This is a genomic window from Vibrio sp. TRT 17S01, from assembly GCF_050113695.1.
In the GTDB taxonomy this organism is placed as follows: Bacteria; Pseudomonadota; Gammaproteobacteria; order Enterobacterales; family Vibrionaceae; genus Vibrio.
Window position 1 is genome coordinate 195302 of record NZ_JBNJOG010000002.1, and the last position, 13596, is coordinate 208897.

Here is a 13596-nt window from a genome sequence, read left to right on the forward strand (position 1 = left end):
TTTATTCAATAAACTGAAAGAACGGAATGTCCTAGAGCTTGAGCCAGCGATAAAGACTGGCTCACCTTCTCTCCCAAAATACCATTCCTTTCCTCCCTTCCACTTCCCGACTCCAAACAACCTCTCACCACTACTTATAACTCTCTGTTCCAAAAAGTTTTACGCTGTGATTATGCAAAGCAATAAAAGACAAAAAACTAGACTTTGGGTAAGATATGGGCAATTAACATCATAACCAAATCCATAGGCACATAATGGTTCAACAACACCAACAAGAACTTCAAAAACAGCTCTGGAACATCGCCAACACACTACGTGGCAATATGTCGGCAGACGACTTTCGTGATTACATTCTGGGGCTGATCTTCTACAAGTATCTATCAGACAAACTAAACCGCTACTGTGATGAGCTGCTTGCCGAAGATGGTATTACTTTTGTTGGCGCCGCTGATGATAAAGAGCTGCTCAATGATCTTCGTGAAGAGTGTGTCGAGAACCTTGGTTACTTTATTGCGCCTAAACAGCTTTTCTCAAGCCTAGCAGGGCGTGGTAAGAAACAAGAGTTCATTATTGACGAGCTTGATCGCACGCTTGCTGACATTGAACAATCCACCACAGCAGCGGATTCTGCTGATGACTTCAACGGTTTGTTTGAAGAGTTAGACCTTAACTCAAGCAAGTTAGGTAAAAACCCAGACGCACGTAACAAGCTAATCAGTCAGGTTTTGGTTCACCTAGATAACATCGACTTCCACCTAGAAAATACCGAGATTGATTTGCTGGGTGATGCCTACGAATACCTCATCGGTCAGTTTGCCTCGGGTGCGGGTAAAAAGGCGGGAGAGTTCTATACCCCGCAACAGGTCAGTAAGATCCTCGCTAAACTTGTTAGCCTAGATGGGAATGTGAAATCGGTATATGACCCTACTTGTGGTTCAGGCTCATTGCTACTGCGTGTTGCTCGTGAGGTAGGTAGTCATAATCTTGAATTCTGTGGTCAGGAGCAAAACCCAAGCACTTATAACCTAGCTCGTATGAACATGCTGATGCACGGTGTGCGTTACGATAAGTTTGATATCAAAAACGATGACACCCTAGAGCACCCAATGCACCTAGAGCAACGTTTTGATGCGGTAGTAGCTAACCCTCCGTTTTCCGCCAACTGGAGTGCTAACGAACTACACTTAAACAGTGAGCGCTTCGCTGATTACGGTAAACTTGCCCCTAAATCGAAAGCTGATTTTGCTTTTGTTCTGCATATGATCCACCAATTGAATGAAACGGGCACATTAGCGGTGGTTGTTCCTCACGGTATTCTATTCCGTGGTGCGGCAGAAGGTCATATCCGTAAGCACCTTATCGAGAAAAAGAACTACCTAGATGCCGTGATTGGATTACCTGCGGGCATCTTCTTCGGTACAAGCATTCCAACTTGTATCTTGGTATTCAAAAAGAACCGCAAGAATGATGACAACGTGCTGTTTATCGACGCTTCTAACCACTTCGAAAAAGGTAAAGCGCAGAACTTTATGCGTAATGAAGATGTTGATCGCATTGTAGAAGCTTACAGTAAACGTGAATCCGTCGAAAAGTTTGCCCACGTCGCCAAGCTTACCGAGGTTGAAGAGAACGACTACAACCTTAACATTCCTCGATATGTCGATACCTTTGAAGAGGAAGAGCCTATTGACTTGAATGCAGTAGCGACTGACCTTGCAGAGCTAGAAACGAAGATGAACTCAGTGGACGCTGATATTACTGACTTTTGCTCTCAGCTCAACATCAAGGCACCATTCTAAGGTAGGTAGAAAATGACTGAACAAATGAATGTGCCTAAGTTGAGGTTTGGTGAGTTTGATACTCAATGGAAGCCGATACCACTTGGTGAAGTAACCTCATACTTGAAAGGCTTTGCGTTTAAATCGGAAGACTACCTTAGCAGCGGACAAGCTGATTCGAGACTAATTCGAGTGTCAGACCTGTCTTCTGCGTCAGTAAAGCTCGATAATCAGAAAGTTTTCCTTCCACCAGAGCTGGTGGCGTCCTCAACTAAGTACAAACTTCAAGACGACGACGTATTGATTACCACTGTTGGTTCAAAACCTGAGTTGAGAGAGTCTGCGGTTGGAAGAGCTATCTACATCAACAACGCTCATGGCTATTTGAATCAAAACTTGTTGATAATGAGAACAAAAGGTGAGCAATCACCTAAGTTTATATTTAGTCAATTAAATACTCCTCGATACATTAATCATATAACAAACATCCAAAGAGGGAATGCAAATCAATCCAACATTACAGTTGTAGATCTATTTGAATATCGAGTTTCGACCACTTCCATCTCAGAACAGCAAAAAATCGCCTCGTTCCTGTCAAAGGTCGATGAGAAGATCGCACTACTCAGAGAGAAAAAAGACAAGCTCACCGAGTACAAAAAAGGTGTTATGCAGCAGTTATTCGATGGTAAGTGGGAAAAGCAAGATAGGCAGCTAACCTTTATCCCACCGTCACTGCGCTTTAAAGCGGATGACGGTAGCGAGTTTCCTGATTGGGAAGAGAAGGCATTGATTGAATTGGCAGCTCAACGCTTCTCAAATGGTGTGTTTAATGACCCTAAGAGAATCGGCAAAGGCTATCGATTGATAAATGTAAAAGATATGTATTCAGGGAATTTTATTGACACTTCAGCATTATCACTTCTTGATTTAAGTGAAAAAGAATTTTCGAACAATCAAGTGAAATATGGCGATATTTTCTTTACTCGCTCTTCACTCGTACCGAGCGGCATTGCCTACAGCAATGTGAATTTATCCAACGATAATGATATTACATATGATGGTCATTTAATAAAGTTTAGCCCTAAGCTGGACATGATTTCGCCATACTATTTTGCAAACTACTTACGAAGCCACTCATCAAGAAAGTCTCTAATATCAAGAGGTAAGCAAAGTACAATGACAACGATAGGGCAAGAAGATATTAAAGATATTAGATTCCTCATACCTTCTTTAGAGGAACAAATCAAAATCGCAAACTTCCTATCCGCTATCGACCAGAAAGTCGACTTAACCAACTCTGAGCTTGAGAAAGCCAAAGAGTGGAAGAAGGGGTTATTACAGCAAATGTTCGTTTAATTTAACTGCTCGATTGGAACGATTACGGCGTTAGCTGCGTTTATTAGCCCTCATCACATAGCGAACTATGCTCAGAGGGTCTCATAAACTTGCCGCCTTGTACTCGTCCCAATCGCTTTGTTAAATGCTGCGGAAATAACGTCAGTTAGATTTATAAATAGAAGAATTATGAGCACACAATCAGAAGCACAACTTGAAAAAGAGCTAATCGATCAGCTTGTCGCTGCCGATTTCAAACCTGTCGATATTGGTAACGCTGAGGCGCTGAAGGCGAACCTCAAAACTCAGCTTGAGAAAGCTAATGGCGTCACGCTCAACGAGCGTGAGTTTGAAAGTGTGCTCATCAAGCTTGAAAAGGGCAACATCTTCGATAAATCCAAACGTCTTAAAGGTAAGGTTGACGTCACTCGAGAAGACGGCACTACCGATTACCTGACTTTGTTGTTTGATGATGAGAAGAAAAACTACTTCCAAGTCACCAACCAGATCACCATTCAAGGGACTTACGAGAACCGCTACGACGTTACTATCTTGGTGAATGGTTTACCGCTGATTCAAATTGAACTAAAACGCAGAGGTATTGAACTGGCGGAAGCATTCAACCAGATTAAGCGTTACGACAAACATACCTATGGTGCGCAAGGCGGGCTGTTCAACTACGTACAGTTGTTTGTTATCTCTAATGGCGTCAACACCAAATACTTCTCTAACAACCGTGATCTTTCATTTAAGCAGACTTTCCATTGGACGGATGTTGAGAACAACAAGATTAATGCATTGCCTCAGTTTGCTGATGCGTTCTTAAATCAACCTCATCTGACTAAAATGCTCAGCCGCTACATTGTGCAGAACGAGTCAGGTAAGTTTTTGATGGTGCTACGCCCCTATCAATTCTATGCGGTAGAAGCGATCGTTAATCAAGTTAAGACCAACAATAATCATGGTTATATTTGGCACACGACAGGCAGTGGTAAGACGCTGACCAGCTTCAAAACCGCTCAGATCCTCTCTACGCTTGAAGATGTGGATAGAGTTGTATTCGTGGTCGACCGTAAAGATCTCGATTACCAAACAGCTAAAGAATTTGATGCGTTTTTAAGAGGGAGTGTCGACAGCACGGGTGACACCAAAAGCCTTCTGAATCAGTTCCTCGGTTCTCGACCACTTCCACCAAAGAACATGGCGAAGAAAGCGCTAAACACGAAAGATAGTAGTGCCAACGATGGTGAAGAACTGCCACAAGTCGCTGAGTATGCACCGATCTACAGTAATAAAGTCAATCGCATCAACAAGCTCACCATTACGACGATCCAAAAACTTAATAACCTGATCACTAAACCTCGTTTCAAGGGGCAGGTTGAGCACTTACGCCAAGAGCGTGTGGTCTTTATATTTGATGAGTGCCATCGCAGTCAGTTTGGTGAAACGCACCAAAACATCGTTGACTTCTTCGAGAACTCACAACTGTTTGGTTTTACGGGGACACCAATTTTCGCCGACAATGCGACCGCTAAAAAAGTGGAAGGTAAAGGCACACAAAAAAGAACCACAAAGGATCTATTTGGTGAACGCCTCCATAGCTATGTGATTGTTGATGCCATCAAAGACGATAACGTGTTGCCATTTGCTATTGAGTATTACGGCAAGCTGAAGCATAAAAACGATGGCATGGATGTCGATGTAAGTAGTATCGATGTCGCCGAGTTTTTTAGCTCTCCAAAGCGTATTAAACAAGTATGTGAGCACATCATTGGTATCCACGGTCATAAAACCAAGCGCAAGTTTAACGCCATGCTGTGTGTTGCGAGTGTGCCTGATCTCATCACTTACTACGATACCTTCAAAGCACTCAAAGAAGAGGGCAAACACAAGCTCAATATCGGCACCATATTTAGCTATGGTGTGAATGAGGAAGAAGAGTTTGAAGGTGAGGTCAATGTCAAAGGCTTAGCGGAAGCCAATGCCAAAGTGCATAGCCGAGACAAGCTAGATGCTTACATCGAAGACTATAACCAGCAGTTTGGTACTAGCTACTCAACTCAAGATACCGACAGTTTCTACAACTACTACAAGGATCTCTCTAACCGTACTAAGAACGGTGAGGTGGATATTTTGCTGGTGGTGAATATGTTCCTTACAGGTTTCGATGCACCCGGCTTAAACACTATCTATGTCGATAAAAATCTTAAATACCACGGCTTGGTGCAAGCTTTCTCTCGTACTAACCGCCTAAAAGGCACAGTGAAATCGCATGGTAACGTCATGTGTTACCGTAACCTCAAGCCGCAAGCTGACGAGGCGTTTAAGTTATTCTCAAACAAGAAGCCAATTGAAGATATCGAAGTACCAGACCTTAACGGGCTGACGGAAGACTTTTCTAAAGCGCTTGAAGCGTTGAAAGCAATTGCTCCTGATGTGCAAAGTGTCGATGACTTGCCTGACGAAGACATGCAGGCAGGCTTTATTAAGCAGTTCCGTATCTTGATGCGCTTGAAGAACCAGCTAGAGACATTTAGCGACTTTGACATTGAAACGCTTGGCATGTCTGAGCAAGAGTTCGTTGACTACGCTTCTAAATACAGCGATTTAGCCCGTGAACTCAAGAAAGGTCCTGCTGATAAAGAGTCTATCCTAGCGGACATCGATTTTGAGCTAGAGCTACTCCAACGAGATGAAGTAAACGTTAGCTATATCCGTCACCTGTTGATGACAATGTTCGAAGAATCTTGTGACGAAGCGAAAGAGAAGAAGCGACAAGTTATCGCTAACTTACTTGCGACTGAACCGACATTGCACAGTAAGCGTTCTCTCATCGAAGATTTTATTGAGAAGAGTATGCAAGGCTTAGTGCAAGGTGCTGAGTTTGATGAGTACATCGAAGAGCTGAAGCAAAAAGAGATTGCACAACTGACCGAAGATGAAAAGTTAGATTCGGATAAACTTAAGGCGATGATCTTGAATATAGAAAACGGCATGGAGGTGGATAAGTTAAAGTCTGATGATGTCGTTGACTTAACCACTGAAAGGATGACGTTTAGAACCCGCCGAACGATTATTCCGCGCATCACTGAACGGTTAAAAGGTTTCGTCGAGACTTTTATTGAAGGGTTTCATTAAATTTTTACCCACAAAAACTGGGGCTACGCTGCCCCAGTGCTCAACAAGACCTAGTTCTCAACCTTGATATAATGGCAATCCTCGCATGATCTCTTTTGCAATAACCTTAACAATGGCTTCCGCCTTCTTTTTATTTTCAGCAACGATTTTGTCGCAATTTAAATAGGTTAAAGGTAATGGAGTCTCGCCCTCTTCCACATCTTCCAAATATGTTGCATCTATACAATATTCCGTAATTTTAAGCACCCACTGATATCTGATAGAGCCTTGTTGAATATCTTGTTTAGTCAGAAAATTGGCTTCAACACACAAGTTGATTACTAACTTTTCAATTGTAGCTTCTCTGCACTCATTAAGCTTTTCTTCTTGCTTTTGATGAAGAAGTGCTGCGGATGTAAATGAGATATTTTTCATAACTGTTTTTTTTAAGTGTAATAACTTAAAACGCCAAAAACAAATTGGGTAGTCAAGAAGGGAAACCCTTCTTGCCAGTGGATAACATGCGGAGCATGTTGTCCTATCTGGAACCAACCATCGGGTATACAAGTTAGATACGGGTTGTTTGAAATCACTGAATTTAGTTTTTAAGCTTATAGAAAACATATCAATATGCTTAAGAACTGGACTGTAACGACACAACCTGTGCGCCTCGCTAGCGACGGCGTTTTAATCAGAGAACGTTATTATTTAAACCCGAAACACGTGAACCATAAACACACTGAGGCTCTCATTTCCCTTTTCGGTTGCACCGAAACATCAAATCGAATTGCAATTTCTGGTGAGCAATTTCGACTTAACCAACAGCTCTACAACCGTCGTGGGGGACGACCTCTAGCGAGCTATGCGATGGAGTATTGCCTCACTCTACCAAAAGGCTACCGACCCACTAAAAGTCAGTGGCAATCCATTATCAAAGAGTGCGCATTAGTTTTAGCAAAACTGTGTCGACTCAACAAATCTGAATTTGCCCAATACAGAAAACAGATTCGAGCAGTATTGCATCAACAGGAACAGCAAGGAAACAAAGGTAGTGGCGATCATGTGCATCTGATGATCGGTAAAGTTGTCGGAGATCGAGTCCTAATAGAGCTACAACAGAAAAAAGCAACAAAAGCCATTAAACAAGCGTTCAACAGCGCAGTGCTGAAACATGTAGGCATAGACTACCGAAGCTATGATCCAATTGAAAAAATGAGGGGACGCAGACTGTCAGCTTGGCAGTACCAGCACCAAAAGGCAACTGAAGCACTTGAAATTGAAAAACTCATCAAGCAAATGCAAACGCAGTTTGAAAAATGGTTAAATGCAAAAGAAGAGCTAAATGAGCGACAAATTCGACGCCAACAAAACAGGCTATTAAAAAGCTATGAACAATTGAAGCAGCACTCACTCAGTGCATCGCAGTTGGATAGGATTAACAGCGTCAAAAGTCAGCTTAAATGATCTGCGCATCATAGATATTGATTCAACTCCAAATGAGGAACTGAACTGGCATCCATACTTTTGAACCTGCGCTTACATGTTGATACTAGCTTCATATGGTACTAAGATGTGGTACTAACGAATATTTTCAAACACAAACAAACAATCTAACTTATTGAAGTGGCTGTTTTTTCTAGATGTTAATGGTGAGTCCCGCCAGCTCCACCAAACGTTTGGAAAGGGCCAACTCGAAAGAGTTGGCCCTTTTTGTATTCTGCGTAACGAAAGAAAGTCAAAAAACCTTAACCGTTTTATAAGCACACAACGCTCGAGCCCGCTCTTTCCCTTTTGGCTCTTGCTTAGAGTAGCAGTTGCGGTAGCTATCAACATATTGGGTAAACTGGGCAAAGGCTTCCTGCTTTGGCATTTTGAGTAACTGTTGTATGAAACGCCTAGAACCTACTTCAAAGTGCTGAGTATCAATGGGAGAATTCCAATCCCCTCCCCAAATCAAAAAACCGTGATGGGCAAATAATTCAACCACCTCTTCTGCCATTCCATTCCGCTTAAGTTCCTCTCTAGCGCGAAAATGGGCACGATTGACATATTGAGTCGCAGATTGAAGGGGTATAACCGTAATTTGTCCGTTGCTGTTAAACTCTAAAAACGGATTTTGAACAGGGTTAATGTCGATTGCTACGCCATAAGCATGCTTAGACCAACTTCCGCCACCAGTGATCGGGCGGGCATTAAATGCACTACTGTTATTGGCCGTCATCGATGCATTATCATCTCCTTTAAACTCTCGCATTAAGCGGGCGGAATGCAAAGGAAACTGACGCTGTTTTAGCTCTGAAAAAATTTGCTCAACAGAAGGAGCAACGACATCCAGTACAATCATGTTGCCTTGCTTGGTTTCTCCAGCAAAGTTGATGAAATCAAAATCTACTTTGACTAAACGATCACACCCAACAGGCGCACCCGCACTCAAGACTCCGTGTTTTGCCATCATTTCACACTGCCATTGCGAAATAGGAGCAATCTCAGCGTAATTAACATGGCTGAATAATAAAGCGACAAGAAAAATAAACCCTTTTTTCATGATCTCACCCAAACAAATATCATCAGGCGACACACTACTCGCTTTTTACATGGGTTCAAAGAACACCCAAGTAATTTCAGATAAAAATGGTTCACTCTCTGCAATTTGAGAGACTCAGCCGCACTCTCTACGTCTCGTTTGGAAAAAATGTTGCACTTTAGTTAAATAGAATGAAAACTCTAAAATATCTATCTTTAAACAAGTCGATGCCTATCTAGAGTTAAGGAGTGCGTTTTGCTTGCTATTATTCGTCTATTCTTAGCGGCACTTTTTGTGGTCATTACCACATTGTCAGCGCTGTTATATTGTTTCTTGAGCCCCCGAAATCCAAAGCATGTTCATACATTTTGTCGCTGGTTTAATCAGTTACATAAATTAGTTGGATTGCGCCTCATTCAAAGAGGGCTCGAACATGCTCCGACACCCGCAAACAGCGTATACATATCTAATCACCAAAGTGTGTTTGATTTTGTTACCGATCCGGGGATGCTACGCCCACGTACCGTATCATTGGGCAAGAGAGACCTGCTCTGGCTACCCTTTTTCGGTCAGTTGTATTGGATCACAGGTAATATTTTGATCAACCGAGAAAACAAAGCCAAAGCAAGAGACACCATAAAACAAGTGGTTGAAGCCATTCAGCAAAGAGACTTGTCAGTCTGGGTTTACCCAGAAGGAACACGTAGTAAAGGACGCGGCCTATTACCGTTCAAAACGGGGGCATTTCGTATGGCGATTGAAGCAGGCGTACCTATCACACCTATGTGTACCAGCACCAGCCATCAAAAAATTCAGCTAAACCGCCGTGATAATGGTGTTGTGATAACCGAAATGTTAGCGCCTATTGATGTTTCTACATACAGCGTGAATGACGCACGCCTATTGGCAGATCGTTGCCATGCACTCATGGCAGCAAAAATTGTGGAGTTAGATGAAGAAGTTGCGCGTATCGAAGCTCATAAAGAGCAAAAACTGAAAGAAGCAAAATAACACTCTGATTTCACATTAGTATATTCATCACTCGCTCTTTGATACAAAGAAACCCGACCATGTATTTTATAGCCGGGTTTACTCAGAGCCAAACAATGATAATTATCGAGCTGCTTTAGTTAAGCAATTTACCGTTGTATTCACCCGTTAAGGTTTTTAGGTATGCCGTAATCTTGTCTGTTTCCTGTTGGTTTAGCTCGACACCGACCTGATATTTTGCCATATCAAAAACCGCTTTCTCTAGCGTTTCTGCCTGACCATCATGAAAGTATGGCGCAGTCAACGCAACATTACGCAGAGTAGGTACTTTAAATCGGTGCTTGTCATTTTCTACTCGAGTGACATTGTAGCGCCCCATATCCACTTCCGTGACTTGACCGCGGTCAGCAAAATAATCGGCTTTCAGACCCATCACTTCAAAGCCTTCTCCTCCCATTGCTTCACCAACGTGGCAAGTGTCACATTTGTACTGCTTAAACAGTTGATAGCCTTCTAACTCTTGTTCAGTCAGTGCGTGCTTATCACCTTTCAGGTACTGGTCAAAACGGCTATTGGGTGTCGTAAGTGTCTTTTCGAACTCACTAATAGCCCCAGTGATCGTCGCTTGGTTAACCAGTCCACCGTAAACCTTGTCAAATTGTGCCTTTAGCGTCGAATCATCACTCAATTTTGCGATGATCTCACGCCAGTCTTGTGACCCCATTTCGATAGGATTCAAAGGAGGACCTCCCGCTTGTTCTTGCAGGTTATGAGCTCGGCCATCCCAAAATTGCAGACTGTTATACACCGCATTGTAAACAGTAGGGGCATTAATCGGCCCCTTAGCACCTTTAATGCCAGAAGACGTAGTTAAGTGATCCACTCCCCCAGCCTCCAAACGGTGGCAACTTGCGCAAGACAAGGTGTTATCCCCAGAAAGGCGCGTGTCATGATAAAGCGCTTTACCTAGTGCAACTTTGTCTTTATCGACATCGAACTGCGTATAAATTGGCTGTACTGGTTCACGCTTAAACTCAACTGAAGCCGGAGAATTCGCGTGGCGTTGCAAACGTTTTTCAGCAACCCAACCAAGTAAAATTTGGCGTTCTTCTTCAGATAAGTTAGAGCGCCAATGCATTGAAAGATAGGCTTTGGGAGGCATTGAACCATCTTGTAACACACCTTCAATTTTCGCGAGTGCAACTTCTGAAACCTGCTCTTGAGCATGAACTTGTTCCAATACTGGCTTAAGTTGAAAATGGCGTAACCCTTGAGCAACATCATATTCCATCAAACTCTTCGCGACAGGGAAGTTAGCGTAAAATGGCATCGGGCTGTTTGGTGTATGGCAGTAACTGCACCCATTATCTGAGAGAACCTTCATAGCCCGATAATCCAAACTCGTTTCAGAAAGTTGAGAATACGTTGAGAGCTTAGACATCGCGAGTTGTTGATCAGATTTATCAACAAAAGCGACGGTAGATAAATATCCAATGATGCCAAGGCTGACTGCTCCCAACGCAAATAGTTTTTTATTCATTATTGTTACCTCCAATTTGCGTCGCACAAATTAGTGGTATTCCCATACGGAAACAAAGGAAATAAAGGAATAGAGTTCATCGAGAAAATCTATCTTACTTTTAAGCCATACCTAACTCTTTGAATGGCGTAGATATAAAAAATAATTTAAATAAATCACAACAATTAGAAAACAAAAAAAGTCTAATTTTCATTGATTTACATCAAGTCCTATATCAAGGCCTTTCGTCATTAGGGAGCGAAAGAAAGGATATTTCATAAGTTTAAACTGCTTATGCCCTACCTCTCTCATTTTTAAAACGGCATCAAGATCCCAATAACTCAGGCAATGAAAAAACGTATACTCCATAGCAATTTAGTTCTGTTAACAATGCATGAGTTTCTGTCCACAACGCGTTGAGCTCTATTTCGCTCCCTACTCAGAAATTCATCAAAGAGGTTATGTATGAAAATATGCTTAACTGCCAATAGTGGCGGGCATATCAATGAAGTGCTGCAGCTTAAGTCTTACTACCAAAAGCATGAATATTTCTTCATTACTGACGAAAGTAAGATGACACAGCATCTAGCTGAAAGTGACAAGGTGTACTTTGTACAGAAGTTTATCTTTAAAGAAGTCGTTCAAAAGTTTCAATTACTACGACCTATCAACAATATATTTCAGTCTTTGAAGATCTTTTTAAAAGAGAAACCTGATGCCGTCATTACCACCGGAGCTGGTACGTCATTTGGCGCAATTGTTATCGGGAAGCTACTGCGTAAAAAAATCATTTTTGTAGAGTCCGCAGCTCGCGTCAATACAACGTCAACATTTGGAAAAATAGCAGGTAAGTTAGCGGATCACACTCTTGTTCAATGGGAAGACACTCGCAAACTATTTAAAGATTCAGAGAACATTGGTCTAATCTTCCCACTGGATACCGTAACTTGTGACGAACCAACTCCCATAAAAAAAATATTTCTAACAGCAGGCACTTATAAAATTCCGTTTAGCCGTATGTTTAAAGAGGTAGATAAACTGGTTGAACGCAAAGAAGTCAAAGCTGAAGTCGTCGGCCAAATCGGTACCTCTGATTACATCCCAAATAACTATCAATATTTTGACTACTGTGATCAACCAACACTGCACAATAATATCGAAACAAGCGACCTAGTGATTTGCCAAGGTGGTTGTGGCTCTATCATGGATTCATTATTAAAAGGCAAGCGTGTTATTGCTATACCTCGATTAGTTGAGCATGGTGAATACTTCGATGATCACCAAGTTGAGCTTATTAAAGAACTTGAACGTTTAGGACTAATTTTAGCTGTATACGGCAATACAGAAGATTTAGGTAAGATGATACAACAAGCTGAATCATTTAAACCTAATATTGAAAATCTAAAGGCACCTGTATTTGATGAATATCTTACAAAGTACTTGTCATAAATAAAATTGGTAGTAGTCATACATAAAGCATATGTGTGGCTACTTAAATGAATAGTTTAAAGTAAATAGTACAATGTTATTATATACATCAACAATCAATTATTTGATAATAAAATAATATATTAAAAAATATTTATTATTTATGAATCCCATATTATTAATTTTCTTTATCTTTGTTGTTTATTATTTTATCCCTCATATTTTTAAAAAAATACAAGTTAAATCTTTTTCTACTAAAGTAGAAAATTCTCAATCTGTGTATTTGACCTTTGATGACGGTCCTACAAAGGAGTCTACCGTTGCGATTCTAAATCTATTGAATGAAGAAAAAGCTAAAGCCACTTTTTTTCCAACAGGTAAAAATGTACTCTCTCATCCTGAAGTGACGGATCGAATCATAAATGAAGGTCATAGCATCGGATCGCATAGTTTTGCACACCCCCATGCATGGAAAACACTACCCATAAAAACGTATATGGATTGGAAGAAAAACCAGAAGGTATTCAATTCAATATTAGGGAAACGCTACACATCATATAGGCCTCCATATGGAAAATTTAATTTTGTCTCTATGATCATGTTTATGCTCTCTCCACAAAAAGCCATTTTTTGGACAGTAGATCCTGAGGATTACGCAAAAGATAACCCAGAAGAAATTGCCAAAATGGTCATAGAGCAATTAAAACCAGGCAGTGTTGTATTGCTTCATGATGCACGAAGTGAAAGTGGACAAAGTGATCCTGAAGTAACATTAAAAGCTCTTAAATTAATTCTGAATCATGGCAAAGAAAATCAAATTAACTTTGAAACTATTGATCATATTTATCAGTCATAAAATTATTTCAAACTCAGCGACTTTAGTTTTAATTGAACATACTCGTTGG

General features: G+C 41.2%; 10 protein-coding genes. 7 read left to right on the forward strand and 3 right to left on the reverse strand.

Annotated elements, in window-relative coordinates; all coding sequences use genetic code 11:
- The first annotated feature begins 254 nt into the window (after window positions 1-254).
- The 3 genes from ACQEXS_RS04200 to ACQEXS_RS04210 all read left to right on the forward strand — a co-directional run bounded on the left by ACQEXS_RS04200 (window position 255) and on the right by ACQEXS_RS04210 (window position 6251).
- On the forward strand, window positions 255-1799 hold the full coding sequence (locus tag ACQEXS_RS04200; RefSeq protein ID WP_427012934.1) for a type I restriction-modification system subunit M: 1545 nt from the start codon (window positions 255-257) through the stop codon (window positions 1797-1799).
- A 12-nt stretch (window positions 1800-1811) separates the two neighbouring features.
- Window positions 1812-3134: a restriction endonuclease subunit S gene (locus tag ACQEXS_RS04205; RefSeq protein ID WP_427012935.1), complete on the forward strand. Its 1323-nt coding sequence runs from the start codon at window positions 1812-1814 to the stop codon at window positions 3132-3134.
- Between the two features lie 168 nt (window positions 3135-3302).
- Window positions 3303-6251: a type I restriction endonuclease subunit R gene (locus tag ACQEXS_RS04210; RefSeq protein ID WP_427012936.1), complete on the forward strand. Its 2949-nt coding sequence runs from the start codon at window positions 3303-3305 to the stop codon at window positions 6249-6251.
- A 57-nt stretch (window positions 6252-6308) separates the two neighbouring features.
- Here the strand turns inward: ACQEXS_RS04210 and ACQEXS_RS04215 are convergent, their stop codons facing one another.
- Window positions 6309-6665 carry a hypothetical protein gene (locus ACQEXS_RS04215; protein ID WP_427012937.1) on the reverse strand — a complete coding sequence of 119 codons (357 nt, stop codon included), beginning with the start codon at window positions 6663-6665 and terminating at the stop codon, window positions 6309-6311.
- Between the two features lie 195 nt (window positions 6666-6860).
- On the opposite strand from ACQEXS_RS04215, the gene ACQEXS_RS04220 reads away from it, so the two are divergent.
- On the forward strand, window positions 6861-7694 hold the full coding sequence (locus ACQEXS_RS04220) for a hypothetical protein (RefSeq protein WP_427012938.1): 834 nt from the start codon (window positions 6861-6863) through the stop codon (window positions 7692-7694).
- Between the two features lie 271 nt (window positions 7695-7965).
- Here the strand turns inward: ACQEXS_RS04220 and ACQEXS_RS04225 are convergent, their stop codons facing one another.
- Complete coding sequence (locus ACQEXS_RS04225; protein WP_427012939.1) at window positions 7966-8775, reverse strand: M15 family metallopeptidase; 810 nt, start codon at window positions 8773-8775, stop codon at window positions 7966-7968.
- A gap of 234 nt (window positions 8776-9009) precedes the next feature.
- Here ACQEXS_RS04225 and ACQEXS_RS04230 point away from each other — a divergent pair, with 234 nt between their 5' ends.
- A complete protein-coding gene (locus ACQEXS_RS04230) occupies window positions 9010-9765 on the forward strand; it encodes a 1-acylglycerol-3-phosphate O-acyltransferase (protein ID WP_427012940.1) in 756 nt (251 codons plus the stop codon).
- A 115-nt stretch (window positions 9766-9880) separates the two neighbouring features.
- Here ACQEXS_RS04230 and ACQEXS_RS04235 read toward each other — a convergent pair whose 3' ends face one another.
- Entirely contained in the window at window positions 9881-11284 is a 1404-nt protein-coding gene (locus ACQEXS_RS04235) for a cytochrome-c peroxidase (RefSeq protein ID WP_427012941.1), read from the reverse strand.
- A 444-nt stretch (window positions 11285-11728) separates the two neighbouring features.
- Here ACQEXS_RS04235 and pssD point away from each other — a divergent pair, with 444 nt between their 5' ends.
- Complete coding sequence (gene pssD, locus ACQEXS_RS04240; RefSeq protein ID WP_427010003.1) at window positions 11729-12712, forward strand: PssD/Cps14F family polysaccharide biosynthesis glycosyltransferase; 984 nt, start codon at window positions 11729-11731, stop codon at window positions 12710-12712.
- 142 nt (window positions 12713-12854) lie between these two features.
- Window positions 12855-13547: a polysaccharide deacetylase family protein gene (locus tag ACQEXS_RS04245; RefSeq protein ID WP_427010002.1), complete on the forward strand. Its 693-nt coding sequence runs from the start codon at window positions 12855-12857 to the stop codon at window positions 13545-13547.
- Window positions 13548-13596: the final 49 nt, after the last annotated feature.

Excerpts from the sequence above, each read along its gene's own strand:
- ACQEXS_RS04200 (WP_427012934.1), top strand. The coding sequence starts at position 255 with ATGGTTCAACAACACCAACAAGAACTTCAAAAACAGCTCTGGAACATC.
- ACQEXS_RS04235 (WP_427012941.1), bottom strand. The coding sequence starts at position 11,284 with ATGAATAAAAAACTATTTGCGTTGGGAGCAGTCAGCCTTGGCATCATT.
- pssD (WP_427010003.1), top strand. The coding sequence starts at position 11,729 with ATGAAAATATGCTTAACTGCCAATAGTGGCGGGCATATCAATGAAGTG.
- ACQEXS_RS04220 (WP_427012938.1), top strand. The coding sequence starts at position 6,861 with ATGCTTAAGAACTGGACTGTAACGACACAACCTGTGCGCCTCGCTAGC.
- ACQEXS_RS04245 (WP_427010002.1), top strand. The coding sequence starts at position 12,855 with ATGAATCCCATATTATTAATTTTCTTTATCTTTGTTGTTTATTATTTT.
- ACQEXS_RS04225 (WP_427012939.1), bottom strand. The coding sequence starts at position 8,775 with ATGAAAAAAGGGTTTATTTTTCTTGTCGCTTTATTATTCAGCCATGTT.
- ACQEXS_RS04215 (WP_427012937.1), bottom strand. The coding sequence starts at position 6,665 with ATGAAAAATATCTCATTTACATCCGCAGCACTTCTTCATCAAAAGCAA.
- ACQEXS_RS04210 (WP_427012936.1), top strand. The coding sequence starts at position 3,303 with ATGAGCACACAATCAGAAGCACAACTTGAAAAAGAGCTAATCGATCAG.
- ACQEXS_RS04205 (WP_427012935.1), top strand. The coding sequence starts at position 1,812 with ATGACTGAACAAATGAATGTGCCTAAGTTGAGGTTTGGTGAGTTTGAT.